Origin of the sequence: Streptomyces sp. ME02-8801-2C, assembly GCF_033793965.1 — a bacterium.
GTDB lineage: Bacteria > Actinomycetota > Actinomycetes > Streptomycetales > Streptomycetaceae > Streptomyces.
On record NZ_JARAXP010000013.1, the window covers coordinates 74,199 to 98,882 of the forward strand.

Genomic DNA, 24,684 nt, shown 5'->3' on the forward strand with positions numbered 1-24,684 from the left:
GTCACACCTCAACTACGTTTTGTGGCGTTCTGATTACCCAGTGCACCGCAGGTGGCCACCAGTCATGGCGCGACGAACGTCCCCCCAGCACCAGACCGCACAGCGCGCCCTGATCGCCCTCGCGGCCACCGGCGCGGCCCTGGGGGCGGGCACCGCGACGGCCTCCGCCGCCGAGGTCGGACCCCCGGTGGACGCCATCCGCATGGACCCCCCCACCTCGCTGGGGCAGATCGACCCGCAGAGCGGCCTGGCGGCGCTGACCGGCTCGGTCGGCTATGTCACGGGAGCGGTCCAGGGGCTCAAGCCCAATCCGCTGGCCGGTACGGGAGTCGACCCGCTCGACAACGGGGTGGGTACGCAACTCGCCGACTTCCAGCCCCTGACCTCCCAGGCACTGACCGGCCCGGTGGCCCAGGCACAGTCGATCGGCAGCATTCCGTTGCTGGGGGAGGCGACGGCGCTGCTGGGCGGCTGATGCACGACGCAGAGCCGCGTCTCCTTCGGGTGTGAGGAGACGCGGCTCTTCGGCCTCTGGTGGCCGTCAGTACGAGGAACCCGACGCGCCCAGTGAGCCGGTCGGGTGCCAGACCGTCTTCGTCTCCAGGAACGCCGTCATGCGGTCCAGGCCCGGAGCGGCCGTCCAGTCGTCCACAGGCTGTGGACGCAGGACGCGCTTGAGGTTGTCGGCCGCGGCGATCTCCAGCTCCTTCGCCAGGACATCGTCCGCGCCGGCCAGGTCGATCGCGTTGACGTCCTGGTGGGCGGCCAGGGGCGCCGCGATCTCCGCCGTACGGCCGGAGAGGACGTTGACGACACCGCCGGGGACGTCGGAGGTGGCCAGCACCTCGCCGAGCGACAGCGCCGGGAGAGGGGACCTCTCGCTTGCGATCACGATCGCCGTGTTGCCGGTCGCGATCACCGGGGCCAGTACGGAGACCAGGCCCAGGAAGCTCGACTCCTGCGGGGCCAGGACCGTCACCACGCCCGTCGGTTCGGGGGAGGAGAGGTTGAAGTACGGGCCGGCCACCGGGTTTCCGCCGCCGACCACCTGGGCGATCTTGTCGGTCCAGCCGGCGTACCAGACCCAGCGGTCGATGGTCGCCTCCACCAGGGCGGCGGCCTTCGACTTCGACAGACCCTCGGCGTCGCCGACCTCGTGGACGAACTGGCCCTTGCGGCCCTCCAGCATCTCGGCGACGCGGTAGAGGACCTGGCCCCGGTTGTACGCCGTCGCGCCGGACCAGCCGCCGAACGCCTTACGGGCGGCGACGACCGCGTCACGGGCGTCCTTGCGGGAGGAGAGCGGCGCGTTCGCCAGCCACTTGCCCTTTGCGTCGGTCACCTCGTACACCCGGCCGCTCTCGGAACGCGGGAACTTCCCGCCGACGTACAGCTTGTAGGTCTTGAAAACAGACAGGCGGTCAGACATCGAGGTACGCCTCCAGGCCGTGGCGACCGCCCTCGCGGCCGAAGCCCGACTCCTTGTAGCCGCCGAACGGCGAGGTGGGGTCGAACTTGTTGAACGTGTTGGACCAGACGACACCGGCGCGAAGCTTGTTGGCCACGGCGAGGATTCGCGAGCCCTTCTCCGTCCAGATGCCCGCCGACAGGCCGTACTGGGTGTTGTTGGCCTTGGCGACGGCCTCCTCCGGAGTACGGAAGGTGAGGACCGAGAGCACCGGGCCGAAGATTTCGTCGCGGGCGATGGTGTGCGCCTGGGTGACGTTCGTGAACAGCGTCGGGGCGAACCAGTAACCGGCGGACGGGAGTTCGCAGGCCGGCGACCAGCGCTCGGCGCCCTCCGCCTCGCCCGCCTCGACCAGGGTGGTGATCCGGGAGAGCTGCTCGGCGGAGTTGATCGCGCCGATGTCCGTGTTCTTGTCCAGCGGATCGCCGAGGCGCAGCGTGGACAGCCGGCGCCTGAGCGAGTCGAGCAACTCGTCCTGGATCGACTCCTGGACGAGGAGCCGGGAACCCGCGCAGCAGACCTGGCCCTGGTTGAAGAAGATGCCGGTGACGATGCCCTCGACGGCCTGGTCGATCGGCGCGTCGTCGAAGACGATGTTGGCGCCCTTGCCGCCCAGTTCCAGCGTGACCTTCTTGCGGGTACCGGCGACCGTGCGCGCGATCTGCTTGCCGACGGCCGTCGACCCGGTGAACGCGACCTTGTTGACGTCCGGGTGCGCGACCAGCGCCGCGCCCGTGTCGCCGTAGCCGGGAAGGATGTTGACGACGCCCCTGGGCAGGCCCGCCTGGCGGCAGATGTCCGCGAAGAACAGGGCGGAGAGGGGGGTCGTCTCGGCGGGCTTCAGTACGACCGTGTTGCCGGTCGCGAGGGCCGGGGCGATCTTCCACGCCAGCATCAGGAGGGGGAAGTTCCAGGGGATGACCTGGCCCGCGACGCCGAGGGGGCGCGGGTTCGTCCCGAAGCCCGCGTGGTCGAGCTTGTCGGCCCAGCCCGCGTAGTAGAAGAAGTGGGCGGCTACGAGGGGCAGGTCGGCGTCCCTCGTCTCCTTGATGGGCTTGCCGTTGTCCAGGGTCTCCAGGACGGCCAGCTCGCGGCTGCGCTCCTGGATGATCCGGGCGATGCGGAAGAGGTACTTGGCGCGCTCGGCGCCCGGGAGTGCCGACCACTTCTCGAAGGCCGTGCGGGCGGCCTTCACCGCACGGTCGACGTCCGCCTCGCCCGCCTGGGCGATCTCGGCGAGGACCTCCTCGGTGGACGGGGAGACGGTCTTGAAGACCCTGCCGTCGGCGGCCTCGGTGAACTCGCCGTCGATGAACAGGCCGTAGGAGGGGGCGATGTCGACGACCGAGCGGGACTCGGGGGCCGGGGCGTACTCGAAAAGGGGTGCCATGGTGATCAGTCCACCGTCACGTAGTCGGGGCCGGAGTAGCGGCCGGTGGCCAGCTTCTGACGCTGCATCAGCAGGTCGTTCAGGAGCGAGGAGGCGCCGAAGCGGAACCAGTGGTTGTCGAGCCAGTCCTCGCCCGCGGTCTCGTTGACCAGGACCAGGAACTTCACGGCGTCCTTGGTGGTGCGGATCCCGCCGGCCGGCTTCACGCCCACCTGGACGCCGGTCTGCGCGCGGAAGTCGCGTACGGCCTCCAGCATCAGGAGGGTGTTCGCGGGCGTCGCGTTGACGGCGACCTTGCCGGTCGACGTCTTGATGAAGTCGGCCCCGGCGATCATGCCGAGCCAGCTCGCGCGGCGGATGTTGTCGTACGTCGACAGCTCGCCCGTCTCGAAGATGACCTTGAGCCGGGCGGACGCCCCGCAGGCCTCCTTCACGGCGGCGATCTCCTCGTACACCTTCAGATAGTCGCCCGCGAGGAACGCGCCGCGGTCGATGACCATGTCGATCTCGTCGGCACCGGCGGCGACCGCGTCACGTACGTCCGCCAGCTTCACGCCGAGGGCGGCGCGGCCGGCCGGGAAGGCGGTGGCGACGGAGGCGACCTTCACGGTGGTGCCGGCGACGGCCTCCTTCGCGACGGCCACCATGTCGGGGTAGACGCAGACCGCGGCCGTGGCGGGCGCGGTGCGGTCGGTCGGGTCGGGGCGGACCGCCTTGGCGCCGAGCGACCGGACCTTGCCGGGGGTGTCCGCGCCTTCCAGCGTCGTCAGGTCGACCATGGAGATGGCGAGGTCGATGGCGTACGCCTTCGCGGTGGTCTTGATGGAACGTGTGCCGAGGGAGGCGGCGCGGGCCTCGAGGCCGACTGCGTCGACGCCGGGGAGCCCGTGGAGGAAGCGGCGCAGTGTGCTGCCGGACGTGGTCACGTCCTTGAGCGTGGATGCGGGGGCTGCAGTGGTGGGCATGGTCACAAGCCGAGCATATCTACGCGCGTAGCGGCTGTACAGCCCTGAGAAATCGCTGGGGCGGGCTTGATTCGGCTTGGAGGTGTCGTCGGGCTTGTTCTCGGTTGTTGTTGTTCCTGGACTGGTCAGATGCAGTAAACGGGTGGGTGGGTGGGTGGGTGGGAAAACGCACCCCGAGGCGCATCAACCCCACCCTCGAGCCGCCGGGGGCGTCGTGCAGAATCGGGGGCATGACGACCCCGGACCATCCGTCGCCCTCGCAGGGGCCTACGCCGCCCGAGTCTCCCGACCGGGTTTTTCGGTCACCCTCGTCCCTGGTGGCCGGCGTGCTGCTGCTCGGGCTCGCGGGCTGGCTCGGGGGTGACGCGCTGATCGTCGGTCACGGGCGGACGCCCTGGCTGGCACTCGCCACGCTCCTCCTCGTCGTACCCCTGGTCATCGCCTTCACCCTCCGGCCCGCCGTGTTCGCCAACGACCACCGGCTGCGCGTACGCAACCCCTTCCGGGTCGTCGTGGCGCCCTGGGGAGCCGTCGAAGGGTTCCGGTCGGGCTTCTCGAACGAGGTCGTCGTCGAGTCCGGCGCCAAGTACCAGCTCTGGGCCGTCCCCGTCTCGCTGCGTGCCCGCAAGCGCGCCAACCGGGCCAAGATGCGCGAGGCCCGCGAGGCCGGCGGGGGCGGGGGTCGGATGCCCCTGATCCCGCCCGGTCCGACCCGCGCCCAGAACGACCAGATCATGGACGACCTGGGCCACCTGTGGGAGGCCCGCGAGAAGGCGGCCACCTCACAGGGCGAGGTCACCGTCAAATGGTCGTACGAGATCATGGCGCCCGCCGCCGCGGGTGCGGTTCTGCTGGCGATTCTGCTCGCGGTCGGCTGAGCCGGGTGACCTTCCCCGACGGGCCGTTGCGGCTGCCCTCCGCCTCCATACCCGACGGCTGTCAGGACTGGACCACGTCCCGCGCCGCTGACTGGGCGGCCGCGCTCCCGCCGCGCTGGACCTTTCTGCGGGTACGCCGTTCCTTCGCCGCCGGTCTCGCCACCCTTGTGCTGTGCGTCGGCGCCCTCGTCGCGATGGCCGGCGGACTGTGGCCGTTCGTCGCGGCCGGGTTCGCCGTGTACGTGCTGTGGGTGCTCGCCCGGCCCGAACTCGTATGGGTCGGCGCGCCCCTCCTGCTGCTCGCCCTCGCCGCGGAGGCCTCCTCGAAGTCATGGGCACTGACCGGCTTGGGAGTCGTGGTCGTGCTCGGCTCCTGGGCCGTCGTGGCCGTACGGCTGCGGGCGCGCGGTGAGCAGCTGGAACGGGCCATGGAGGCCGCCGGGGGCGTCGCCGTACCGGTGCCGGGCGCCGAGGCTCCCGTACGACGTGGGCGGTTGCTGTTCGTCCTGGGGTTCGTCGTGCTCGGGCTCGGCGTGCTGACCGGGAGCACCGCCGGTTTCTGGGGCGCGGTCGAGGACCAGGAGGGCGCCTGGGTCGTCACCGTCTTCCTGGCCGGCCTCGGCGCGACCGCGCTGGCCTCGGCCCGGCTCGGCCGACAGCGGGCGGGTGCCCTGCGCGCGGCTCCCGTGCCCGTGCTGCGCGTGCTCGTACGGGACGACGCCCAGGGCAGTACGGAGGTGTACGCCGCCGACGATCTCGCCGCCGAACGCCCCCTGTTCACCGTCGAGCTCACCTCCTTCGACGAGGACGACGAGGACGACGAGGAGGACGAGGAGGACGGTGACGGTGACGGTGACGCCGAGCTTCGGCGGGCGATGCTCGGGATCGACGACGACACCCTCGGGCCCGTCCGGGAAGCCGTTCTCTACGGGGCTCCCTTCGACGGCGCCGAGGTTCTCCTCGTCAGCGCCGACGAGGATCCCGAGCAGCCGCCGCTGACGGAGTGGTCGGCGGGGCCGGTCCGGCCGTTGTCGCCGGGCGCGGGGCGCCGACGGGTCGCCAAGCAGCGCGAGCAGGCCGCGGACAGTCTCCAACTGGAGTTGCAGGGGCGGGAGTTGGCCGAGCGGCAGACAGCCACCGGGCAGGTGCGGCGATGGCGGGCGGGGTGGCTGGACTGGCTGGCCACCGCGTTTCTCGTGCAGTGGGGCCTGTGGCTGGTCTGGGGCTGGTTCGACGAGCCCGGCCTCTCGTCGTGGACACTGGCGCTCATCCCTCTGCTCGGGCTGTACGGGGCGGTCCGCGTCCCCATGAAGCTCGCCTGGCGCGTCACAGCCGACCGCACCGGCGTCTGGGTCACCGGACTGCGCGGCCCCCGGCACGTGCCCTGGGACGACCTCCGTTTCGTACGGCGCCGGTCCCTCGAGCTGAAGATCGACTGGCAGGGCGGCGACTGGACGGTCTCCGCACCCCGCTGGGCCTGGCTCCAGCGCCGCCGGGGGCTCGTCCATCCGTACGACGCCCTGGCCGCCGAACTGACCGCCATGCGCCTCGACGCCGACCTGCGCCCGACCGCCGAGAGCGCACCGGCGGAACGCGGGCGGCCGATGTGGCCGTCGGCCGCGGTGCTGGCCGTGGTGTGGGTGGTGGCGCTGGTGGCGGCACGCTGAGCCGGTAGGCGAAGGGTTTGCAGCAGGCCGGACACATGCCTTCAGGCATTCAGGGTGCGCTCGGCCAGACCAGCAGCATGTACGCGCCGCCGTACGCCGACAGTGCCACCGCCGTCGTGAGCGCGATCATGCGGAAGCGGCGGGACGCGCGGGCCAGATGGACCGCCACGGGCAGCAGCAGCGGGAACGCCGGGACGAGGAAGCGGGCGCGCGGGTAGTAGACGCCGCCGCTGCCCAGGACGATCGCCAGCAGGACGCCCGTGAAGACCAGCAGCGGGAGGGGCTGGCGGTCCCAGACCGACAGGACGAAGAGGCCTGCCGCGCCCAGCAGAACCCCGGTCACCATCACCAGGAACAGTTCGGGCGTCGAGTCGTACATCAGCAGCTCCCGCATCCTGCGCAGGGTCAGCGCGCCGCCGTCCATGTCCTGGCGCCACAGTCGCTGCACGGCGAAGTAGCCGTCCCAGCGGCCCAGGCGCAGGCCCACCCAGCCGACGTAGCCGAGCCACCCGAGCGGGGACAGGGCGGCGGCCGCGAGGACGCGGGCCGAGCGGTGGCGGCGGAGGGCGAGGAGCGCGGTGAGCGACACCGCGGCGGCCACGGCGACACCGGTGGGGCGGGTCAGTCCGGCGAGGACGGCGAGCGAGGCCGCCCACAGCAGGCGGCCCGTGAGCACGGCGTACAGCGACCAGGCCGCCAGCGCGGTGAACAGGGACTCCGTGTAGCCCATCCACTGGACCGCGCCCACCGGGAACGCGGCCCACAGCGCGGCCAGGACGACGCCCGTCCGGCGGTCGTGCAGGCGTTCCCCGACCGCGAAGACACCCCAGGCGGCGACGAGCGACGCGACGACGGCGAGAGCCAGCCCCGTACTGGCCCGGGTGCCCGGGGTGAGGACGGCCAGCGCCTTGACGAGGGCCGGGTAGAGCGGGAAGAAGGCCAGGCTGCCCGAGTCCTGGACCGAGCCCAGGGCGTGCGGGTAGCCGTGGTCGGCGATGCCCAGGTACCAGTCGGCGTCCCACCGGGTGGCCAGGAGCGGCCACACACCGTGGTGCCCCCGGTGCGCCCAGAGAGTGAGGACGAGCAGGCCCGTCGCGCGGACCGCCGTGTACGCGACGAGGGCGGGGGCCGCGCGCCGCAGGGCCGCGAGAGCGTCGCGGACGATCGGGGCGGTGGTGGCCCCGGTGGGCGCGGTGGCCACGGGGGTGGGCGTCGGCCGGGTAACCGTCGAGGACATGGGGCGGCTCCAGGTACGGGGCGACGGGGGCGGTACCCGGTCACCGTTTCCCGGAGGGCGGCGGGAGTGGCGGAGCGTGCGTCGGCCGGCGGACGCAAATCACCCGATGGGGTGCCCGCAGTCGGCGGCACCCCATCTGCGTTCCGTCGCGTACGGGTCAGATGCCCGCCGCCGCGGACAGGTCCCGCTTGATCGTCTCCAGCAGGTCCGTAGCCTTCGCCCGGGCCATCACGAGCTCCGCGTGCGCGGGCACCGGGAGGACGACCTCCAGGTAGCACTTCAGCTTCGGCTCCGTACCGCTGGGCCGGACGATGACCCGGGCCCCGTCGAGCGTGTAGCGCAGACCGTCCGTGGGCGGGAGCGTCTCCGTGCCCTTGGTGAGGTCCTCGGCCTTCGTGATCGCCAGGCCCGCGAGGTGGGTCGGGGGCTGCTCGCGCAGACGGCTCATGGCGTTCGCGATGACCGACAGGTCCTCGACCCGCACCGAGAGCTGATCCGTGGCGTGCAGCCCGTGTTCGACCGCGATGTCGTCGAGCAGGTCGAGGAGCGTACGGCCCTCCGCCTTCAGCTCGGAGGCGAGTTCCGTGACGAGGAGCGCGGCCGTGATGCCGTCCTTGTCGCGTACGCCCTCCGGGTCGACGCAGTAGCCGAGGGCCTCCTCGTAGCCGTAGCGCAGGCCCTCGACCCTGGCGATCCACTTGAAGCCGGTCAGGGTCTCCTCGTAGGGGAGGTTCGCCTTCTCGGCGATCCGGCCGAGGAGCGAGGAGGACACGATCGACTCGGCGAACGTGCCGTGTGCTCCGCGCCGGACCAGATGGGTGGCGAGCAGGGCGCCCACCTCGTCGCCGCGCAGCATGCGCCAGTCGCCGGTGGGCGTTCCCCTGTCGGTCAGGGGTACGGCCACCGCGCAGCGGTCCGCGTCCGGGTCGTTCGCGATGATCAGGTCAGGGTTCGTCTCGCGGGCCTTCGCGAAGGCGAGGTCCATCGCGCCGGGCTCTTCCGGGTTGGGGAAGGCGACGGTCGGGAACTCCGGGTCGGGGTCGGCCTGTTCGGCGACCAGCTCGGGGGCGGGGAAGCCGGCCCGGGCGAAGGCGGCGAGCAGGGTGTCCCGGCCGACGCCGTGCATCGGGGTGTAGACCGTGCGGGCGGTACGCGGGGAGTCGGGGGCGAGCACCGCGTCCGTACGGGCCAGGTAGGCGTCCAGGACGGTGTCGTCGAGGGTTTCCCAGCCGGCGGTGGGGCGGGGCACATCGGCCAGGGCCCGTACGGCGGCGATCTCCGCGGCGATCTCGGCGTCGGCGGGCGGGACGATCTGGGAACCGTCGCCCAGGTACACCTTGTAGCCGTTGTCGCGGGGCGGGTTGTGGCTGGCGGTGACCTCCACGCCCGCCACGGCGCCGAGGTGCCTTATGGCGAACGCCAGTACGGGGGTGGGGAGGGGGCGGGGGAGGACCGCTGCCCGGAGTCCGGCGCCGGTCATCACGGCGGCGGTGTCCTGGGCGAAGTCGGCCGACTTGTGGCGGGCGTCGTAGCCGATGACGACGAGGCCGTCCGTCCGGCCCTTCGCCTTGAGGTACGCGGCCAGGCCGGCGGCTGCGCGGATGACGACGGAGCGGTTCATGCGCATGGGGCCGGCGCCCAGTTCGCCGCGTAGGCCTGCGGTGCCGAACTGGAGGGTGCCGGAGAAGCGGGGGGTGAGTTCGGGGAGGTCGTGGGTGGCGATGAGTTTGGCGAGTTCCTCGCGGGTTTCGGGGTCGGGGTCCTCGGCGAGCCACGCCTTGGCCCGGGCGATGAGTTCGTCGTCGTGCACGGGGGGTGCCTCTCGTTGGGGTCGTGCGTGGGTGCGGGGCCACGAGTCTCGCCCCCGCCGCCCCTACCCGTCCCATCCTCGGGGGCGCTGCCCCCGAACCCCCGCTCCTCAAACGCCGGAGGGGCTGGCATACCAGCCTGTCCGGCGTTTGAGGACGAGGCCCCTTCAGGGCCGAATGCGGGGGTCTGGGGGCGGCAGCCCCCAGGGACAGGATGGGACGGGTAGGGGCGGCGGGGGCGATCAAGTTCTACAGGCGGTCCAGGACCTGGGCCAGGAGGGACCCCATGCGGGTCGCGCTGTCGCGGCCCGCCTGGAGGACCTCCTCGTGGTTCAGCGGCTCCCCGGTCATCCCCGCCGCCAGGTTCGTCACCAGGGAGATGCCCAGGATCTCCGCGCCGGCCTCCCGCGCCGCGATCGCCTCCAGGACCGTCGACATCCCGACCAGGTCCGCCCCGATCGTCCGGGCCATCCGGATCTCGGCCGGCGTCTCGTAGTGGGGACCCGTGAACTGGGCGTACACGCCCTCCTCGAGGGTGGGGTCGATCTCCTTGCACAGGGCGCGCAGCCGAGGCGAGTACAGGTCCGTCAGGTCGACGAAGTTCGCCCCGACGATCGGGGACGTAGCCGTGAGGTTGATGTGGTCGCTGATCAGGACCGGCTGGCCGGGGCGCATGTCGGCGCGCAGGCCGCCGCAGCCGTTGGTCAGGACGATGGTCTTGCAGCCGGCGGCCACGGCGGTACGGACCCCGTGCGCGACGGACGCGACGCCCCGGCCCTCGTAGTAGTGCGTGCGGCCCAGGAAGACCAGCGCGCGCTTTTCCCCGATCCGGTACGAGCGGATCTTGCCGCCGTGTCCCTCGACCGCCGGCGGCGGGAAGCCCGGCAGCTCGGTGACCTGGAGCTCGGCCTCGGGTGCGCCCAGGGCGTCCACGGCCGGTGCCCAGCCGGAGCCCATCACGAGCGCGACGTCGTGGGTCTCGGCGCCCGTGAGCTCCCGCAGGCGCGCGGCGGCGGTGTCGGCGGCGGAGTAGGGGTCGCCCTGGATGTCGTCCGGAAGAAGAGATGCGTTCACGCGCCTGAGCGTATCCGCTCGGAGCCTACGCGCGTAGATGACAGAGGCGACGGGATGACGATCGTTGTCTTGTCGTTTCCAACCAAGGACCCTCAGCAGGGGCGTTTTCTCAGTTCCATCACATAGTCGTGCGGAGCCCCCGACGATTCCGCCGCGTCGGCGATCTCGCCCAGGTTCCGGGCCGACGGAAGGCCGCCCTCGTACCCGTTGAGGACGTACACCCAGGCCGGTTCCTCGCCCTCCAGCGTGTGGACGCGCAGCCGCATCCGGCGGTAGATGTCGAGGCCCACGCCCTCCCAGCGGTCCAGCGAGTCCTCGTCCAGCGGGGCGATGTCGTACAGCGCGACGAAGACCTGGGAGCGCGGCGCCTCGACGATCGTCGGGAGGGCGCCCTCCCAGCCCATGTGCTCGCCGCCGAAGGTCAGCCGCCAGCCGGTCAGCCAGCCGGTGGCGCGCAGCGGCGAGTGAGGTGCGCGACGCGTCATGAGCCGCGCGTCGAGGTTGCCGGCGTAGGCGGCGTAGAGCGACATGGATCGAGAGTACGGCAGCGAGCACGGCCGTCACTCCGACAGCACACGCCTCTCCCGCACCCGTACAGGTGTGCGGCTCACAGCCCCCTTTCAAGCCCCTGGATGCCGCCCCGGGCCCGTACGGCGGCCCCGGGGCGTCGGCCGCGCGGGGCGTGCGGGACAATGGGGTATGTGACTCGGATCGTGATCATCGGTGGCGGACCCGGCGGCTACGAAGCGGCGCTGGTGGCAGCGCAGCTCGGCGCGGAGGTGACCGTCGTCGACTGCGACGGTCTGGGCGGGGCGTCGGTGCTCACCGACTGCGTACCGTCGAAGACCCTGATCGCCACGGCCGAGGTGATGACCACCTTCGACTCGTCGTACGAGGAACTGGGGATCATCGTCGCCGACGACACCCCACCGGAGAAGCAGGCCGCCCGCGTCGTCGGGGTCGACCTCGGCAAGGTCAACCGACGGGTGAAGCGTCTCGCCCTCGCCCAGTCGCACGACATCACCGCCTCCGTCACCCGGGCCGGCGCACGCGTCCTGCGCGGGCGGGGACGGCTCGACGGGCTGCAGGGCGTCGACGGCTCCCGCAAGGTCGTCGTACGGGCCGTGGACGGCAGCGAGGAGACCCTCGTCGCCGACGCCGTGCTGATCGCCACCGGCGGACACCCGCGCGAGCTGCCGGACGCGCAGCCCGACGGCGAGCGCATCCTCAACTGGACCCAGGTCTACGACCTCACCGAACTGCCCGAGGAGCTCATCGTCGTCGGGTCCGGTGTCACCGGCGCCGAGTTCGCCGGTGCCTACCAGGCCCTCGGGTCCAAGGTGACCCTCGTGTCGTCGCGCGACCGCGTGCTGCCGGGTGAGGACCCGGACGCCGCCGCCGTCCTCGAGGAGGTCTTCCGGCGTCGTGGCATGAACGTCATGGCCCGCTCCCGCGCCGAGTCCGCCAAGCGGGTCGGCGACCGCGTCGAGGTCACCCTCTCCGACGGGCGCGTCATCACCGGCTCGCACTGTCTGATGGCCGTCGGCGCGATTCCCAACACTGCCGGGATGGGGCTGGAGGAGGCCGGGGTCAGGCTCCGCGACTCCGGGCACATCTGGACCGACAAGGTGTCGCGGACGTCGGCCCCGGGCGTGTACGCCGCCGGTGACGTGACCGGCGTCTTCGCGCTCGCGTCCGTCGCCGCCATGCAGGGCCGTATCGCCATGTACCACTTCCTCGGCGACGCGGTGGCCCCCCTGAACCTGAAGACCGTCTCCTCCAACGTCTTCACCGACCCCGAGATCGCCACCGTCGGTTACACGCAGGCCGACGTCGACGGCGGCAAGATCGAGGCCGTGGTCGTCAAACTGCCGTTGCTGCGCAATCCGCGGGCGAAGATGCAGGGCATCCGGGACGGCTTCGTGAAGCTGTTCTGCCGCCCCGGCACCGGGATTGTGGTGGGCGGCTGCGTTGTGTCGCCGCGCGCCTCCGAACTCATCCATCCCATCTCGATCGCCGTCGACAACAATCTGACGGTCGAGCAGATCGCGAACGCGTTCACCGTTTACCCCTCCCTTTCGGGATCGATCGCCGAGGTCGCCCGGCAGCTCCACACACGCAAGACGTCGGGCGAGGGCTGACCGCCGGGCGGGCAACTTCCCGCTGGTCATGGGGGATTGCCGTCCAATTACCGTTCATTGGCACGGCGTAAGCGGTCGGGATAGGCGCGTATACCACTTCCCGTACCTCCATGCGAACAACTTCTGTTATTCGGCGGATACTGCTGAAAGCGGACGGTCGTTGGGGTTACTGTCAGTTTCGTGTTCGCTGCAGAACGTCGCCAATTGATCCTCGAAATGGTGCGTGCCAATGGAGCCGTGTCGCTCCGTGAGCTCGCCCGCGTCGTCCAGACCTCCGAAGTGACCGTACGGCGGGACGTGCGCGCTCTGGAGGCAGAAGGACTCCTCGACCGCCGGCATGGCGGTGCGGTATTGCCGGGCGGGTTCACGCGGGAGTCCGGCTTTCCGCAGAAATCTCATCTCGCGACCGCCGAGAAGACGGCCATCGCCGACCTCGCCGCGAGCTTCGTCGAAGAGGGCGAGGCCATCGTGGTCGGGGCGGGGACCACCACGCAGGAGCTGGCACGCCGGCTCGCGCGGGTTCCCGGGCTGACCGTCGTCACCAACTCCCTGTTGGTGGCCCAGGCGCTGGCCCACGCGAACAGAGTGGAGGTCGTGATGACCGGCGGCACTCTGCGCGGTTCCAACTACGCCCTGGTCGGCAGTGGCGCCGAGCAGTCCCTGCACGGGCTGCGGGTGTCCAAGGCCTTCCTGTCCGGAAGCGGGCTCACCGCCGAACGCGGGCTTTCCACCTCCAACATGCTGTCGGCGTCCGTCGACCGCGCGCTGGTGCAGGCCGCCGCCGAGGTCGTCGTGCTCGCCGATCACACCAAGCTCGGTTCGGACACCATGTTCCAGACCGTGCCCACGGATGTGATCACCCGCCTCGTCACCGACGAACCGCCCGTCCACGACGACCGCGCCGGTACGGAGCTCCAGGCCCTGGCAGACCAGGGAGTGCAGATCGCCGTGGCCGGATCGGCCGGCTCGGGAAACGGCTCCCCGGGAAACGGGGCGCAGGGCGGTGACCAGGTCCCATCGCGCGGACAGCGCCGTGACGTGCCGCTTCCCAACCCGCGCCGGGGACAGCTGCCCGGCGGCGCGGCGGGCCATCCGCTGCGCGGCACGATGGTGGGCGAGCAGCCCGGCGGACCGGGTGAACGCGAGCGGGAACGGGCCCGGGTGGCGGATCTCCGCCGCCGCTAACCCCGCCGTACGACGGGGATGCCGGTCACCGAGGTAACGGTTACTGGGGTACGGCCTTCAGGCCCCGCAGGGTCAGGGTCAGGAGGCGGTCGGCCAGGTCCGGGTCGTCCGGGGTCTCCTCGGCCGCCAGCGCGATGGCGTTGGTGAGCTGGAGCAGGTCGCCGATGGAGACGTCGGTGCGCAGGGTGCCGGCCTGCTGGGCGCGGGCGAGCAGGGCCGCGCCCGCCTCCCGCATCGGGTTGCTGCACCTGGCCAGGGCCGAGTCGGCGTCGTGCGACACCGACATCAGGGCCCGGGCGAGGCCCCGGTACTCACCGGCGTGCGTGATGATCTCGCGGAGCCAGGTGACCAGTGCGGCGCACGGCTCCGGGGCGGTCAGCAGTTCGCGGGAGCGGGCCAGCAGGTCGCTGACCGCGTCCTCGAAGACCGCGCTCAGCAGGGCGGGGCGGTTGGGGAAGTGGCGGTAGAGGGTGCCGATGCCGACGCCGGCGCGTCGGGCCACGTCCTCGAGGGAGGCGCCTGTGCCGTGTTCGGCGAAGGTGGAGCGGGCCTCGGTGAGCAGGCGTTCGTAGTTGCGGCGGGCGTCCGCGCGGAGGCCTGCCGGCGGCTGGGCCATGGGGTCACCTGCCCTTCGTGTGCTTGTTCCGTGGGGTCAGCATGCCATCGGGGCGGGGTCGTGGGGTGCGGTGGGGGGTTGCCGGGTGCGGGTCCGGTGGGGGCTTGTCGCGCAGTTCCCCGCGCCCCTGAGGGACGGGCGCTGCGCGCCCAGTACCTCAGGAAAGAAGGCGCCCGGTGGGCTGATTGCTCAGTCCGCCGGGCGCCTCACTCAGTTGTACGGGGTGTTGTGCGGGTCAGTCCTTGATTTCGCAGATGGGGGCGCCTGAGGTGAGGGAGGCGCCTACCTCGGCTGCCAGGCCCTTGATGGTGCCTGCCTTGTGGGCGTTGAGGGGCTGTTCCATCTTCATCGCTTCGAGTACGACGATCAGGTCTCCCTCCTTGACCTCCTGGCCCTCCTCCACGGCCACCTTGACGATGGTGCCCTGCATCGGGGAGGCGAGGGTGTCGCCGGAGGCCGCCGGGCCCGACTTCTTGGCCGCGCGGCGCTTGGGCTTGGCGCCCGCCGCGAGGCCGGTGCGGGCCAGTGACATGCCCAGGGAGACGGGCAGGGAGACCTCGAGGCGCTTGCCGCCGACCTCGACGACCACGGTCTCGCGGCCGGCCTCCTCGTCCACCTCGATGTCGGCGGGCGCGGCGAAGGCCGGGATGTCGTTGACGAACTCGGTCTCGATCCAGCGGGTGTGGACCGTGAAGGGGTCCTGGCTGCCGGTGAGTTCGGGGGCGAACGCGGGGTCGGCGACCACCTTGCGGTGGAAGGGGATCGCGGTGGCCATGCCCTCGACCTGGAACTCGGCCAGGGCGCGGGCGGCCCGCTGGAGGGCCTGCTCGCGGGTGGCGCCGGTGACGATCAGCTTGGCGAGCAGCGAGTCCCACGCCGGGCCGATGACCGACCCGGACTCGACGCCCGCGTCCAGCCGGACACCCGGGCCCGAGGGCGGGGCGAAGGTGGTGACGGTGCCGGGGGCGGGCAGGAAGCCCCGGCCCGGGTCCTCGCCGTTGATGCGGAACTCGAAGGAATGGCCGCGCAGTTCGGGGTCGCCGTAGCCGAGTTCCTCGCCGTCGGCGATACGGAACATCTCGCGTACGAGGTCGAGCCCCGCGACCTCCTCGGTGACCGGGTGCTCCACCTGGAGACGGGTGTTGACCTCGAGGAAGGAGATCGTGCCGTCCATGCCGACGAGGAACTCGACCGTGCCGGCGCCGACGTAGCCGGCCTCCTTGAGGATCGCCTTGGAGGAGGAGTACAGCTCCGCCACCTGGGCCTCGGACAGGAACGGCGCGGGAGCCTCCTCCACCAGCTTCTGGTGGCGGCGCTGCAGCGAGCAGTCACGCGTGGAGACGACGACCACGTTGCCGTGGGAGTCGGCCAGGCACTGCGTCTCGACGTGGCGGGGCTTGTCGAGGTAGCGCTCGACGAAGCACTCGCCACGCCCGAACGCGGCCACGGCCTCACGCACGGCGGAGTCGTACAGCTCCGGCACCTCTTCGAGGGTGCGGGCGACCTTCAGACCGCGTCCGCCACCGCCGAAGGCGGCCTTGATCGCGATGGGCAGGCCGTGCTCCCGGGCGAACGCGACGACCTCGTCCGAGCCCGAGACCGGGTCGGGCGTGCCGGCCACCAGCGGGGCGCCGGCGCGCTGGGCGATGTGCCGGGCGGCGACCTTGTCGCCGAGGTCGCGGATGGCCTGCGGGGGCGGGCCGATCCAGGTCAGGTCGGCGTCGATGACGGCCTGGGCGAAGTCGGCGTTCTCGGAGAGGAAGCCGTATCCCGGGTGGATCGCGTCCGCTCCGGAGTCCTTGGCGGCTTGCAGCACCTTGGCGATGTCGAGATAACTCGTCGCCGGGGTGTCACCGCCCAGGGCGAACGCCTCATCCGCGGCGCGGACATGCAGAGCGTCCCGATCCGGGTCGGCGTAGACGGCCACGCTCGCGATCCCGGCATCCCGGCAGGCCCGGGCAACGCGGACAGCGATTTCGCCACGGTTGGCGATGAGCACCTTGCGCACGATTGAGGCTCCCTCCTTGAAACAAGCCGAGTTTAGGGACTGCCGACACGGCGCATCGACCCGTCCTCACTGGTGAGCTTGCCCACACGGAGCGTGATGCGAGGCTTGCTCGACCCGCGAAATCCCTTGTCGCACCTATGTACGCAGGACTCCATCGGGAAACCCTAGTCCCCTGATGTGGTCAAGGTCTCTGTGAGAGCGTGCTGCGGCCCACTCGGTTTCTTTGTGGGGACCCTACGAACGGCCCAGTGATTCTTTGCCTCTCGCTGAACCTTCGCCGAACCCTTGTCCGCGCGTATACCCGTGAGTAGCGTTCAGGATGTATCGAACGTACTAGTGCCAACAGCAGACTTGCTCGTGCGGCAGTCGAAAGTGGGTGGGGGCCGGTGGTCCGCAGACCGGTTGCTTGGATCGTCGCGGTCGTCCTCTTCGTGGAGGCGTTCGGCATCGCCGCGCTGAACTGGTTCCTCGGGATCGTCGTCGACAACCAGAAGATGTCCCTCGCCGGTCTCGACCCGGACGTGATGTCCCTGTCCTCGAAGATCGGCGGCGTGGTCTTCGGCGCCTACTTCGCGCTGTGCGGCGTGGTGGCCCTGCTCGTCGCCCTGCGCGACCGCTCCCCGGCCGGCCTCGGCCGCATCCTGCTGATCAGCGTCGCCGTGGTGCACGCGCTGCTGGGCGCGTTCGCGTGGGGTCTGGTGGGCGTGCCGGCGTTCCTGACGATGGCCGTGGTGCTGGCGCTGGTCGTGCTCCTGCTGATGACGTACGACAGGTACGACGGCACGGCGGCGGCCAAGACCCCCGAGGACGGCACAGGCGACCCGGACGGCGGCTCTCCGGCCGCGGACACCGAGGGCTCGCCGCTCACCTCCCCGCCGGCCCCCAGCGCCCCCTGACGGCCTCTACTTCCCCCGGTTCTCAGGGTCTTCCCGGGGCGTCCACAACTCCGTGATGCCGACGCCCAGTTCGGCGAGCAGTGTGCGTACGAGCGGCAGGCTGATGCCGATGACGTTGCCGTGGCCGCCGTCGATGCCGTCGATGAAGGGCGCCGAGCGGCCGTCGAGGGTGAACGCCCCGGCGACGTGCAGGGGCTCGCCCGAGGCGACGTAGGCCGCGATCTCCTCGTCCCTCGGCTCGCCGAAGCGGACCACGGTGGACGCGGTGGCCGAGGCCTGGCGTCCCGTCGCCGTGTCGTGGACGCAGTGCCCGGTCTGGAGGACGCCCTCGCGGCCGCGCATCGCCTTCCAGCGGGCGGTGGCCTCCTCGGCGTCGGCCGGCTTGCCGTACGCCTCGCCGTCCAGCTCGAGGACGGAGTCGCAGCCGATCACCAGCGCGCCCCGCACACCCGGCTGCGCGGCCACCACGGAGGCCTTGGCCTCGGCGAGGGCGAGGGCCAGTTCGGAGGGGGTCGGCGCGGTCACGGCGTCCTCGTCGAACCCGCTGACGATCACCTCGGGGTCGAGCCCGGCCTGCCGGAGCAGATTGAGCCGGGCGGGGGACTGGGAGGCGAGCACGAGACGGCGGCGCGGCTGATCGGTCATGCGGATCAGGGTATCGGCGGCCCGCGGACCCCGGACAGGTGCTAGCGCACGCCCAGGACGATCATCGCGAACACCATGGCCAGCGCCATGAGAAAGCCGAGCCGCCGAAGCATCCGCTGCGCGTCGCGCAGTTCCTTCGGCGGCTCGTTCTCGGGGTCGGACCACAGCATGCCACTAGCGTGGGGCTTGGCGGAGGGTCGGCGCCTGAGTAGGGGTACTCAAATCGGCGCCCTTTGTTGTCCTTCTGCGCGCGGTTCCTCGCGCCCCTGAGGGCCTACCCGGGCCAGTACGTGCGGGTCCACGATGTCGGGCCCGGCTGGGGGATCCGGTGGGCCGCGATCCTTGCCGGGTCGGCCCACGCGTCTGTCGGGCCCGCCGCGCCGCTCGGCGTCGTGGGTGCCGCCGCGGCGCGGGCTCGGACCACCGCCAGGGCGGCGGCGAGCTCCTCGGGGGTCGGGTTGCCCCGTACGACCTTGATCGTCATGACGACGGCTCCTTACAGCGGGATGTTGCCGTGCTTCTTCGGGGGCAGGGACTCGCGCTTGGTACGGAGCTGGCGCAGCCCCCGTACGACGTGGCGGCGGGTGTCGGACGGCAGGATCACCGCGTCGACGTAGCCGCGTTCGGCGGCGATGTACGGGTTGAGGAGGGTGTCCTCGTACTCCCGGATCAGCCGGGCGCGGACCACCTCGAGATCCTCCCCGTTCGCCTCGGCCTCGGCGATCGTGCGGCGGTGCAGGATGTTGACGGCGCCCTGGGCGCCCATCACGGCGATCTGCGCGGTGGGCCACGCCAGGTTGAGGTCGGCGCCCAGGTGCTTGGAGCCCATGACGTCGTACGCGCCGCCGAAGGCCTTGCGGGTGATGACCGTGATGAGCGGGACGGTCGCCTCCGCGTAGGCGTAGATCAGCTTGGCGCCGCGGCGGATGATGCCGTCGTGCTCCTGGTCGACGCCGGGGAGGAAGCCGGGGACGTCCACGAAGGTGAGGACGGGCACGTTGAAGGCGTCGCACGTACGGACGAAACGCGCCGCCTTCTCCGACGCGGCGATGTCGAGGCAGCCGGCGAACTGCATCGGCTGGTTGGCGACGATCCCGACCGGACGCCCCTCCACCCGGCCGAACCCGGTGAGGATGTTGGGCGCGAACAGGGCCTGCGTCTCGAAGAACTCGGCGTCGTCCAGGACGTGTTCGATCACCGTGTGCATGTCGTACGGCTGGTTCGCGCTGTCCGGGATCAGCACGTCGAGCTCGCGGTCCTCGTCCGTGACGGCGAGGTCCGCCTCCTCCGGGAACACCGGGGGCTCGCTGAGGTTGTTGGACGGCAGGTACGACAGCAACTGCTTGACGTACTCGATGGCGTCCTTCTCGTCGCCGGCCATGTGATGGGCCACGCCCGACGCGGAGTTGTGGGTCCTGGCCCCGCCCAGCTCCTCGAAGCCGACGTCCTCGCCGGTGACCGTCTTGATGACGTCCGGGCCGGTGATGAACATGTGCGAGGTCTGGTCGACCATGACCGTGAAGTCGGTGATGGCCGGCGAGTACACGGCGCCACCGGCGCAGGGCCCGACGACCAGGCTGATCTGCGGGATGACCCCGGACGCGTGGGTGTTGCGGCGGAAGATCTCGCCGTACGCGCCCAGGGACGCCACGCCCTCCTGGATACGGGCGCCGCCCGAGTCGTTGATGCCGATGACCGGGCAGCCGGTCTTCAGCGCGAAGTCCATGACCTTGACGATCTTCTGGCCGTAGACCTCGCCCAGCGCACCGCCGAACACGGTGAAGTCCTGGGAGAAGACGGCGACCGGACGGCCGTCGACGGTGCCGTAACCGGTCACCACGCCGTCCCCGTACGGGCGGTTCTTCTCCAGGCCGAAGTTGGTCGAGCGGTGCGTGGCGAACTCGTCCAGCTCCACGAACGAGTCCTCGTCCAGGAGCAGTTCGACGCGCTCACGGGCCGTCAACTTGCCCTTGGCGTGCTGCTTCTCGACAGCCCGCTGCGATCCGGCGTGCGTCGCCGCCTCGACGCGGCGCTGCAGGTCCGCGAGCTTGCCAGCGGTGGTGTGGATGTCGATCTGCTGCGGCTGTACCGGCTCGGCCATCGGGATGCGGCTCCCTGCAAAGTGTGACGTGCTCAGAAGGGGGACTGGCTACTCATCCGTAGCGTAGTGGGGTGCCTACCCATCGGCAGTGCGGCGTTTACCACATCTAGTGTGGCTTGCATGACGCCGCGAGATGACGCAGACAGCACCGAGCCGGAACCCGCCACGGGAAGCGACGGGCGGTGGTCCGACCTCGACCGGCCGCCCCTCAACGCCGGTGCGCTGCGCCGGGCGCTCGTCCGGGAGGGCGGGCTCTGGTCGGGGGTGGAGGTCGTGCGCAGTACGGGATCCACCAACGCCGACCTCGTCGCCCTCGCGGGCGAGGGCAAGGCGGAGGAGGGCCTGATCCTGCTCGCCGAGGAGCAGACCGCCGGGCGGGGCCGGCTGGACCGGCAGTGGACGGCGCCGGCCCGCTCCGGGCTGTTCTTCTCCGTGCTCCTGAAGCCGACCGACGTACCGGTGACCCGCTGGGGATGGCTGCCGCTGCTCACCGGGGTCGCCGTGGCGACGAGCCTGGCACGCGCGGCGGGCATCGACACGTCCCTCAAATGGCCCAACGACCTGCTGGTGACCGTGGGGGACGAGGAGCGGAAGGCGGGCGGCATCCTCGCCGAGCGGGCCGGGGAGGACGGCGTGGTGATCGGCATCGGCATCAACGTCACCCTGCGCGAGGACGAGCTGCCGGTGCCCACCGCCGGGTCGTTGGCGCTGGCGGGGGCCGTGCGCACGGACCGGGATCCGCTGCTGCGGGCGGTGCTGCGGTCGCTGGAGCGGTGGTACTTGCGGTGGCGGGCGGTGGAGGGGGATCCGGTGTCGTCGGGGCTGCAGGAGACGTATGCGGCGGGGTGCGCGACGTTGGGGCGGATGGTGCGGGCGGAGTTGCCGGGGGACCGGAGTGTGGTGGGGGAGGCGGTCGCCGTGGACGGGGACGGGAGGTTGGTGCTGGCCACGAGGGAGGGGGTGCAGGAGCCGGTGGGCGCGGGGGACGTGGTGCATTTGCGGCCGGCGTGAGGGTTCCCGTCCTCGGGGCTTGATCTTTCAGCCCAGGCCCAGGCATCTCCAGCCCGTCTGGGGGTCCCCCCTCTGGGGGAGTTTGAGGACGAGGCCGTTCAGGCCGAAGCGGGGGTCTGGGGGCGGCAGCCCCCAGGGACGGTCACACCGGCTCCGGGTGCGTCGTCCCTGCTGGACCTGACGGAGTGAGGCCGTATCGTTGAGGGCGGTCGATATCTGACCGTGACAGATCGGAAGGGCAGCAGGCGTGACCGTCGACGACATGGACTCCGACGCGGCGGGCAGCCGGGTGGACTCGCAGGACGTCGACCCCGCTGACAACCCGCTCGCCCTGCGTCTCGAATCGCTCATCCTCGGTGCCGAGCGCCGCTACACCCCCTTTCAGGCGGCCCGCAGCGCCGGGGTCTCCATGGAACTGGCGTCCCGGTTCTGGCGGGCGATGGGCTTCGCCGACATCGGGCAGGCCAAGGCGCTGACCGAGGCGGACGTCCTCGCGCTGCGCAGGCTCGCCGGTCTTGTCGAGGCGGGGCTGCTGAGCGAGGCGATGGCCGTGCAGGTGGCGCGCTCCACGGGGCAGACCACCGCCCGTCTGGCCGAGTGGCAGATCGATTCCTTCCTGGAGGGGCTGACCGAGCCGCCCGAGCCCGGAATGACACGCACCGAGGTGACGTACCCGCTGATCGAACTGCTCCTGCCCGAGCTGGAGGAGTTCATCGTGTACGTCTGGCGGCGCCAGCTCGCCGCCGCGACCGGGCGGGTCGTACAGGCCGCGGACGACGAGGAGATGGTCGACCGGCGGCTCGCCGTCTGCTTCGCCGACCTCGTCGGGTTCACCAGGCTGACGCGTCGGATGGAGGAGGAGGAACTCGGCGAACTCGTCGAGGCCTTCGAGACCACGGCCGCCGACCTGGTGGCGGCGAACGGCGGGCGGCTCGTGAAGACGCTCGGCGACGAGGTGCTGTACGCGGCGGACGACGCGGGGGTGGCCGCCGAGATCGCGCTGCGGCTGATCGAGACGATGGCGCACGACGAGACGATGCCGGAGCTGCGGGTCGGGATGGCCTTCGGCACGGTGACCACCCGTATGGGTGATGTGTTCGGGTCGACGGTGAATCTGGCCTCGCGGTTGACGTCGATAGCGCCACGGGATGCCGTGCTCGTCGACGGGGCGTTCGCGCAGGAGCTGATCCGTACCGGGGACGCCCCCGCCTCCGAGGCGGAGGCGGCGGAGGCCGCGGCCGCCGCCGAGAAGGAGGGCGAGGAGGCCCCGGTGTACCGGTTCGCGTTGCAGCCGATGTGGCAGCGGCCGGTGCGTGGGCTGGGCGTGGTGGAACCGTGGCTGCTGACTCGGCGGACGGGGTTCGGCGCGTAGCCGGTGGTTTCGTCTCGGCCCGGGCTGAGGCCCGGTGGTTGTTGCGGGGGAGGCGGGCGGGTGGGCGAGGTGGAGCCGCGGTCATCGCTCCGGCGGGCTGGTGCCGGCGGGTAGGACCGGCCGTAGCGCACCCCTCCGCACCGCACACCGTTTCCGTTCCGGACGAGGCACGCGGGCGCTGCGGGGCGAGCCGGCCCTGTTGTGCAGGGCCGGCTCGCCCCGTTTCCCTGGCTCAGTGGTCGTGGTTCAGGGCGTCCACGCACAGGCCGATCAGCGGTACGCACACTCCGTCGGCAGGCGCGGGCTTCGAGGCCGGTGACGAGGGTTCCGGGGTCGGTGCGGGCGCCGATTCCGCCTGCTGAGGGGGCTGGGGCTGCTGTGCCGCCGGGGCCGGGGGCGGGGCTGCCGGGCGTAGTACGCCGGGGGTGGGGGCGGGCTCCGGGGTGCTGGGCTGCTGGGGGATCGTCGTGGCGTCGGCGGCCGGTGCGAGGGGCGTCGGGAGCGCGTCGAGGGGCAGGCGTCGTAGGGAGCCGGTGGCGCTCGGCAGAGCCGTCGGGAGTGCGGTCGAGGGCGTGGTCGGGGCCGGGGTCGCGCCGCCGCCCATGGGGGCGCTCGCCGACGGGGTCGCCCTGGGGACGTCGCCCACCGTCGCCGCCGTGTTGTCGGTGCGGTCGGTCGAGGTGTCGTCGTACGTGCCCTCGTTCCTGCCCGTGCTCGTGTCCACGTCCAGGTCCGACGGGGCCTGTGCCCTGCCGACACCGTCCACTCCGCCGTCCGGCGTCAGTCGTACGAGGCTCAGGACCCCGGCGGCCAGCGCGAAGCCGCCCGCCGCGAGCAGCACCTTGCGGGGGCGGGGCTTGCGGTGCCGGCCCCGGGGGCGGTTGACGAGGGGGGTGTCGGGCGGGGTCTCGGGTGCGGGGGGCGGCGCCCAGGCTCGGGTGGGCGGTGGTGAGTGGGGTGTGACCTGCGGCGGGACCCTGGGGGCGACCCGGGGCGGGAACAGGGCGTGCCTCGGTGTGCCTGTGTCGACCGGCCTTGTCGCTGTGTCCGTCATCGCGATCCCTCCCGGTTGCGTCACGCCCCGGGTGCGCCGTGGCGGAGCGCACGTTATGCGCTCTTGGGTAGGAATTTCGGGGGATCGGGGCGTTGTCACCCGAATGAGGAGAGGGGGTCCCCTCTCTGTCCATCCGTCTGTTCTTCCCCTGGGTGCGGGCGTGCTGCGATGATCGGGCGGTCGTAGTTAACCCGCGTTAACCAGGAGGGTGTCATGGCTGAGGAACGGGCCGAGGAGCGGTTCGGGGAGTTCGTCGTGGTGCGGCGGCACGAGCATGTCGCCGAACTCGTCCTCGATCGGCCGAAGGCCATGAACGCGGTCTCCTCCGCCATGGCCCGGTCCATCGGCGGTGCGTGTGCGGCGCTGGCCGCCGACCGTGACGTACGCGCGGTGGTGCTGACCTCCACCCATGAGCGGGCGTTCTGCGTCGGGGCCGACCTCAAGGAGCGGAACTCGATGTCCGACGCCGAACTGGTCCGGCAGCGGCCGGTGGCGCGGGGTGCGTACACGGGTGTGCTGGAGCTGCCGATGCCGACGATCGCCGCGGTGCACGGGTTCGCGCTGGGGGGCGGGTTCGAGCTGGCGCTGTCCTGCGATCTGATCGTGGCGGACTCCACGGCGGTCGTGGGGTTGCCGGAGGTCTCCGTGGGGGTGATTCCGGGCGGCGGCGGTACGCAGTTGCTGCCCAGGCGGGTGGGGGCGGCGCGGGCCGCCGAGCTGATCTTCACCGCACGGCGGGTGGAGGGCGCTGAGGCGCGGGACCTGGGGCTCGTGGATGTGCTGGTGGAGGAGGGGCGCGCCCGGGAGGAGGCGCTGGCGCTGGCGTCCCGGATCGCGGCGAACTCCCCGGTGGGGCTACGGGCGGCCAAGCGGGCGTTGCGCACGGGCTTCGGCCTCGACCTGCGGGCGGGCCTCGAGGTGGAGGACGCCGCATGGCGAACCGTCGCCTTCTCGGGCGACCGCGCGGAGGGGGTGGCGGCCTTCGCCGAAAAGCGAACGCCGGCCTGGCCGGGGGAGTAGGGGTCGGGCGCGTCCGGGTGGGCCGGGGGAAGCCGAGTCGGGCGGGGTGGGAAGGCAGAACCGGGCAGGGTTGGCTGGGTGGAACCGGGCTGCCCGGGTGGGCCGGGGGAAGCTGAACCGGGGGGAGGCTGGGCCGGGCTGGCCCGAA

General features: G+C 71.6%; 23 protein-coding genes. 9 read left to right on the forward strand and 14 right to left on the reverse strand.

All coding sequences use genetic code 11. The annotated features are described in order from the left end of the window. The first annotated feature begins 64 nt into the window (after positions 1–64). Positions 65–475, forward strand: coding sequence for a hypothetical protein (locus PV396_RS33670; protein ID WP_319211138.1), 411 nt, complete (start codon positions 65–67; stop codon positions 473–475). Between the two features lie 66 nt (positions 476–541). Here PV396_RS33670 and PV396_RS33675 read toward each other — a convergent pair whose 3' ends face one another. Genes PV396_RS33675 through deoC form a run of 3 tightly spaced genes read right to left on the reverse strand, consistent with a single transcriptional unit; the run spans position 542 to position 3,823 of the window. Continuing rightward, the gene (locus PV396_RS33675; protein ID WP_319211140.1) at positions 542–1,429 is read right to left on the reverse strand and encodes an aldehyde dehydrogenase family protein; all 888 of its coding nucleotides are present in this window, start codon (positions 1,427–1,429) and stop codon (positions 542–544) included. Further along, a complete protein-coding gene (locus PV396_RS33680) occupies positions 1,422–2,858 on the reverse strand; it encodes an aldehyde dehydrogenase family protein (RefSeq protein WP_319211142.1) in 1,437 nt (478 codons plus the stop codon). The genes PV396_RS33675 and PV396_RS33680 overlap by 8 nt, the downstream gene beginning before the upstream one ends. Positions 2,859–2,863: 5 nt before the next feature. Next, a complete protein-coding gene (gene deoC / locus PV396_RS33685) occupies positions 2,864–3,823 on the reverse strand; it encodes a deoxyribose-phosphate aldolase (RefSeq protein WP_319211144.1) in 960 nt (319 codons plus the stop codon). Between the two features lie 230 nt (positions 3,824–4,053). Between deoC and PV396_RS33690 the strand changes: the two genes are divergently transcribed. Together PV396_RS33690 and PV396_RS33695 are read left to right on the forward strand one after the other, a co-directional pair. Further along, positions 4,054–4,701 carry a PH domain-containing protein gene (locus PV396_RS33690; protein ID WP_319211146.1) on the forward strand — a complete coding sequence of 216 codons (648 nt, stop codon included), beginning with the start codon at positions 4,054–4,056 and terminating at the stop codon, positions 4,699–4,701. 5 nt (positions 4,702–4,706) lie between these two features. Continuing rightward, positions 4,707–6,368, forward strand: a complete 1,662-nt coding sequence (locus PV396_RS33695; RefSeq protein WP_319211148.1) for a hypothetical protein — start codon at positions 4,707–4,709, stop codon at positions 6,366–6,368. A gap of 49 nt (positions 6,369–6,417) precedes the next feature. Here the strand turns inward: PV396_RS33695 and PV396_RS33700 are convergent, their stop codons facing one another. From PV396_RS33700 to PV396_RS33715, 4 genes are all read right to left on the reverse strand, one after another. Continuing rightward, a complete protein-coding gene (locus tag PV396_RS33700; protein WP_319211150.1) occupies positions 6,418–7,605 on the reverse strand; it encodes a hypothetical protein in 1,188 nt (395 codons plus the stop codon). A gap of 157 nt (positions 7,606–7,762) precedes the next feature. Then, positions 7,763–9,415 (reverse strand): phospho-sugar mutase, encoded by a 1,653-nt coding sequence (locus tag PV396_RS33705; RefSeq protein ID WP_319211152.1) that lies wholly within the window; start codon positions 9,413–9,415, stop codon positions 7,763–7,765. Positions 9,416–9,662: 247 nt separating this feature from the next. Further along, entirely contained in the window at positions 9,663–10,487 is an 825-nt protein-coding gene (locus PV396_RS33710) for a purine-nucleoside phosphorylase (RefSeq protein WP_319211153.1), read from the reverse strand. Between the two features lie 92 nt (positions 10,488–10,579). Continuing rightward, the gene (locus PV396_RS33715; RefSeq protein WP_319211155.1) at positions 10,580–11,017 is read right to left on the reverse strand and encodes a gamma-glutamylcyclotransferase; all 438 of its coding nucleotides are present in this window, start codon (positions 11,015–11,017) and stop codon (positions 10,580–10,582) included. 162 nt (positions 11,018–11,179) lie between these two features. Between PV396_RS33715 and PV396_RS33720 the strand changes: the two genes are divergently transcribed. Further along, positions 11,180–12,628 carry an NAD(P)H-quinone dehydrogenase gene (locus PV396_RS33720; RefSeq protein WP_319211157.1) on the forward strand — a complete coding sequence of 483 codons (1,449 nt, stop codon included), beginning with the start codon at positions 11,180–11,182 and terminating at the stop codon, positions 12,626–12,628. 180 nt (positions 12,629–12,808) lie between these two features. Further along, positions 12,809–13,813: a DeoR/GlpR family DNA-binding transcription regulator gene (locus PV396_RS33725; RefSeq protein ID WP_319211159.1), complete on the forward strand. Its 1,005-nt coding sequence runs from the start codon at positions 12,809–12,811 to the stop codon at positions 13,811–13,813. Positions 13,814–13,853: 40 nt separating this feature from the next. On the opposite strand, the gene PV396_RS33730 is transcribed toward PV396_RS33725, so the two are convergent. Next, a complete protein-coding gene (locus tag PV396_RS33730) occupies positions 13,854–14,429 on the reverse strand; it encodes a helix-turn-helix domain-containing protein (protein ID WP_319211161.1) in 576 nt (191 codons plus the stop codon). A gap of 235 nt (positions 14,430–14,664) precedes the next feature. After that, complete coding sequence (locus PV396_RS33735) at positions 14,665–16,437, reverse strand: acetyl/propionyl/methylcrotonyl-CoA carboxylase subunit alpha (protein ID WP_319211163.1); 1,773 nt, start codon at positions 16,435–16,437, stop codon at positions 14,665–14,667. A 386-nt stretch (positions 16,438–16,823) separates the two neighbouring features. On the opposite strand from PV396_RS33735, the gene PV396_RS33740 reads away from it, so the two are divergent. Beyond that, the gene (locus tag PV396_RS33740; RefSeq protein ID WP_319211164.1) at positions 16,824–17,333 is read left to right on the forward strand and encodes a hypothetical protein; all 510 of its coding nucleotides are present in this window, start codon (positions 16,824–16,826) and stop codon (positions 17,331–17,333) included. A 6-nt stretch (positions 17,334–17,339) separates the two neighbouring features. Here PV396_RS33740 and PV396_RS33745 read toward each other — a convergent pair whose 3' ends face one another. The 4 genes from PV396_RS33745 to PV396_RS33760 form a co-directional block, all read right to left on the reverse strand. After that, positions 17,340–17,978, reverse strand: a complete 639-nt coding sequence (locus tag PV396_RS33745; RefSeq protein WP_319211165.1) for a nucleoside triphosphate pyrophosphatase — start codon at positions 17,976–17,978, stop codon at positions 17,340–17,342. Between the two features lie 41 nt (positions 17,979–18,019). After that, positions 18,020–18,148 carry a morphogenic membrane protein MmpB gene (gene mmpB, locus PV396_RS33750; protein ID WP_319211166.1) on the reverse strand — a complete coding sequence of 43 codons (129 nt, stop codon included), beginning with the start codon at positions 18,146–18,148 and terminating at the stop codon, positions 18,020–18,022. Positions 18,149–18,252: 104 nt separating this feature from the next. Beyond that, a complete protein-coding gene (locus PV396_RS33755) occupies positions 18,253–18,462 on the reverse strand; it encodes an acyl-CoA carboxylase epsilon subunit (protein WP_319211167.1) in 210 nt (69 codons plus the stop codon). A 12-nt stretch (positions 18,463–18,474) separates the two neighbouring features. Beyond that, positions 18,475–20,079, reverse strand: a complete 1,605-nt coding sequence (locus PV396_RS33760; RefSeq protein WP_319211169.1) for an acyl-CoA carboxylase subunit beta — start codon at positions 20,077–20,079, stop codon at positions 18,475–18,477. 120 nt (positions 20,080–20,199) lie between these two features. Between PV396_RS33760 and PV396_RS33765 the strand changes: the two genes are divergently transcribed. Further along, positions 20,200–21,090 (forward strand): biotin--[acetyl-CoA-carboxylase] ligase, encoded by an 891-nt coding sequence (locus tag PV396_RS33765; protein ID WP_319211171.1) that lies wholly within the window; start codon positions 20,200–20,202, stop codon positions 21,088–21,090. Positions 21,091–21,352: 262 nt separating this feature from the next. After that, on the forward strand, positions 21,353–22,462 hold the full coding sequence (locus PV396_RS33770; RefSeq protein WP_319211386.1) for an adenylate/guanylate cyclase domain-containing protein: 1,110 nt from the start codon (positions 21,353–21,355) through the stop codon (positions 22,460–22,462). A gap of 232 nt (positions 22,463–22,694) precedes the next feature. Here the strand turns inward: PV396_RS33770 and PV396_RS33775 are convergent, their stop codons facing one another. Continuing rightward, entirely contained in the window at positions 22,695–23,516 is an 822-nt protein-coding gene (locus tag PV396_RS33775; protein WP_319211173.1) for a hypothetical protein, read from the reverse strand. Between the two features lie 213 nt (positions 23,517–23,729). On the opposite strand from PV396_RS33775, the gene PV396_RS33780 reads away from it, so the two are divergent. Continuing rightward, the gene (locus PV396_RS33780; RefSeq protein WP_319211174.1) at positions 23,730–24,536 is read left to right on the forward strand and encodes an enoyl-CoA hydratase/isomerase family protein; all 807 of its coding nucleotides are present in this window, start codon (positions 23,730–23,732) and stop codon (positions 24,534–24,536) included. Positions 24,537–24,684: the final 148 nt, after the last annotated feature.

What these genes read in the sequence shown, in the direction of transcription:
- PV396_RS33770 (WP_319211386.1), top strand. Translation starts at nt 21,353, where the DNA reads ATGGACTCCGACGCGGCGGGCAGCCGGGTGGACTCGCAGGACGTCGAC.
- PV396_RS33720 (WP_319211157.1), top strand. Translation starts at nt 11,180, where the DNA reads ATGGGGTATGTGACTCGGATCGTGATCATCGGTGGCGGACCCGGCGGC.
- PV396_RS33745 (WP_319211165.1), bottom strand. Translation starts at nt 17,978, where the DNA reads ATGACCGATCAGCCGCGCCGCCGTCTCGTGCTCGCCTCCCAGTCCCCC.
- PV396_RS33755 (WP_319211167.1), bottom strand. Translation starts at nt 18,462, where the DNA reads ATGACGATCAAGGTCGTACGGGGCAACCCGACCCCCGAGGAGCTCGCC.
- PV396_RS33670 (WP_319211138.1), top strand. Translation starts at nt 65, where the DNA reads ATGGCGCGACGAACGTCCCCCCAGCACCAGACCGCACAGCGCGCCCTG.
- PV396_RS33780 (WP_319211174.1), top strand. Translation starts at nt 23,730, where the DNA reads ATGGCTGAGGAACGGGCCGAGGAGCGGTTCGGGGAGTTCGTCGTGGTG.
- PV396_RS33675 (WP_319211140.1), bottom strand. Translation starts at nt 1,429, where the DNA reads ATGTCTGACCGCCTGTCTGTTTTCAAGACCTACAAGCTGTACGTCGGC.
- PV396_RS33765 (WP_319211171.1), top strand. Translation starts at nt 20,200, where the DNA reads ATGACGCCGCGAGATGACGCAGACAGCACCGAGCCGGAACCCGCCACG.
- PV396_RS33690 (WP_319211146.1), top strand. Translation starts at nt 4,054, where the DNA reads ATGACGACCCCGGACCATCCGTCGCCCTCGCAGGGGCCTACGCCGCCC.
- PV396_RS33715 (WP_319211155.1), bottom strand. Translation starts at nt 11,017, where the DNA reads ATGTCGCTCTACGCCGCCTACGCCGGCAACCTCGACGCGCGGCTCATG.
- PV396_RS33730 (WP_319211161.1), bottom strand. Translation starts at nt 14,429, where the DNA reads ATGGCCCAGCCGCCGGCAGGCCTCCGCGCGGACGCCCGCCGCAACTAC.
- PV396_RS33775 (WP_319211173.1), bottom strand. Translation starts at nt 23,516, where the DNA reads ATGACGGACACAGCGACAAGGCCGGTCGACACAGGCACACCGAGGCAC.
- mmpB (WP_319211166.1), bottom strand. Translation starts at nt 18,148, where the DNA reads ATGCTGTGGTCCGACCCCGAGAACGAGCCGCCGAAGGAACTGCGCGAC.
- PV396_RS33760 (WP_319211169.1), bottom strand. Translation starts at nt 20,079, where the DNA reads ATGGCCGAGCCGGTACAGCCGCAGCAGATCGACATCCACACCACCGCT.
- deoC (WP_319211144.1), bottom strand. Translation starts at nt 3,823, where the DNA reads ATGCCCACCACTGCAGCCCCCGCATCCACGCTCAAGGACGTGACCACG.
- PV396_RS33700 (WP_319211150.1), bottom strand. Translation starts at nt 7,605, where the DNA reads ATGTCCTCGACGGTTACCCGGCCGACGCCCACCCCCGTGGCCACCGCG.
- PV396_RS33680 (WP_319211142.1), bottom strand. Translation starts at nt 2,858, where the DNA reads ATGGCACCCCTTTTCGAGTACGCCCCGGCCCCCGAGTCCCGCTCGGTC.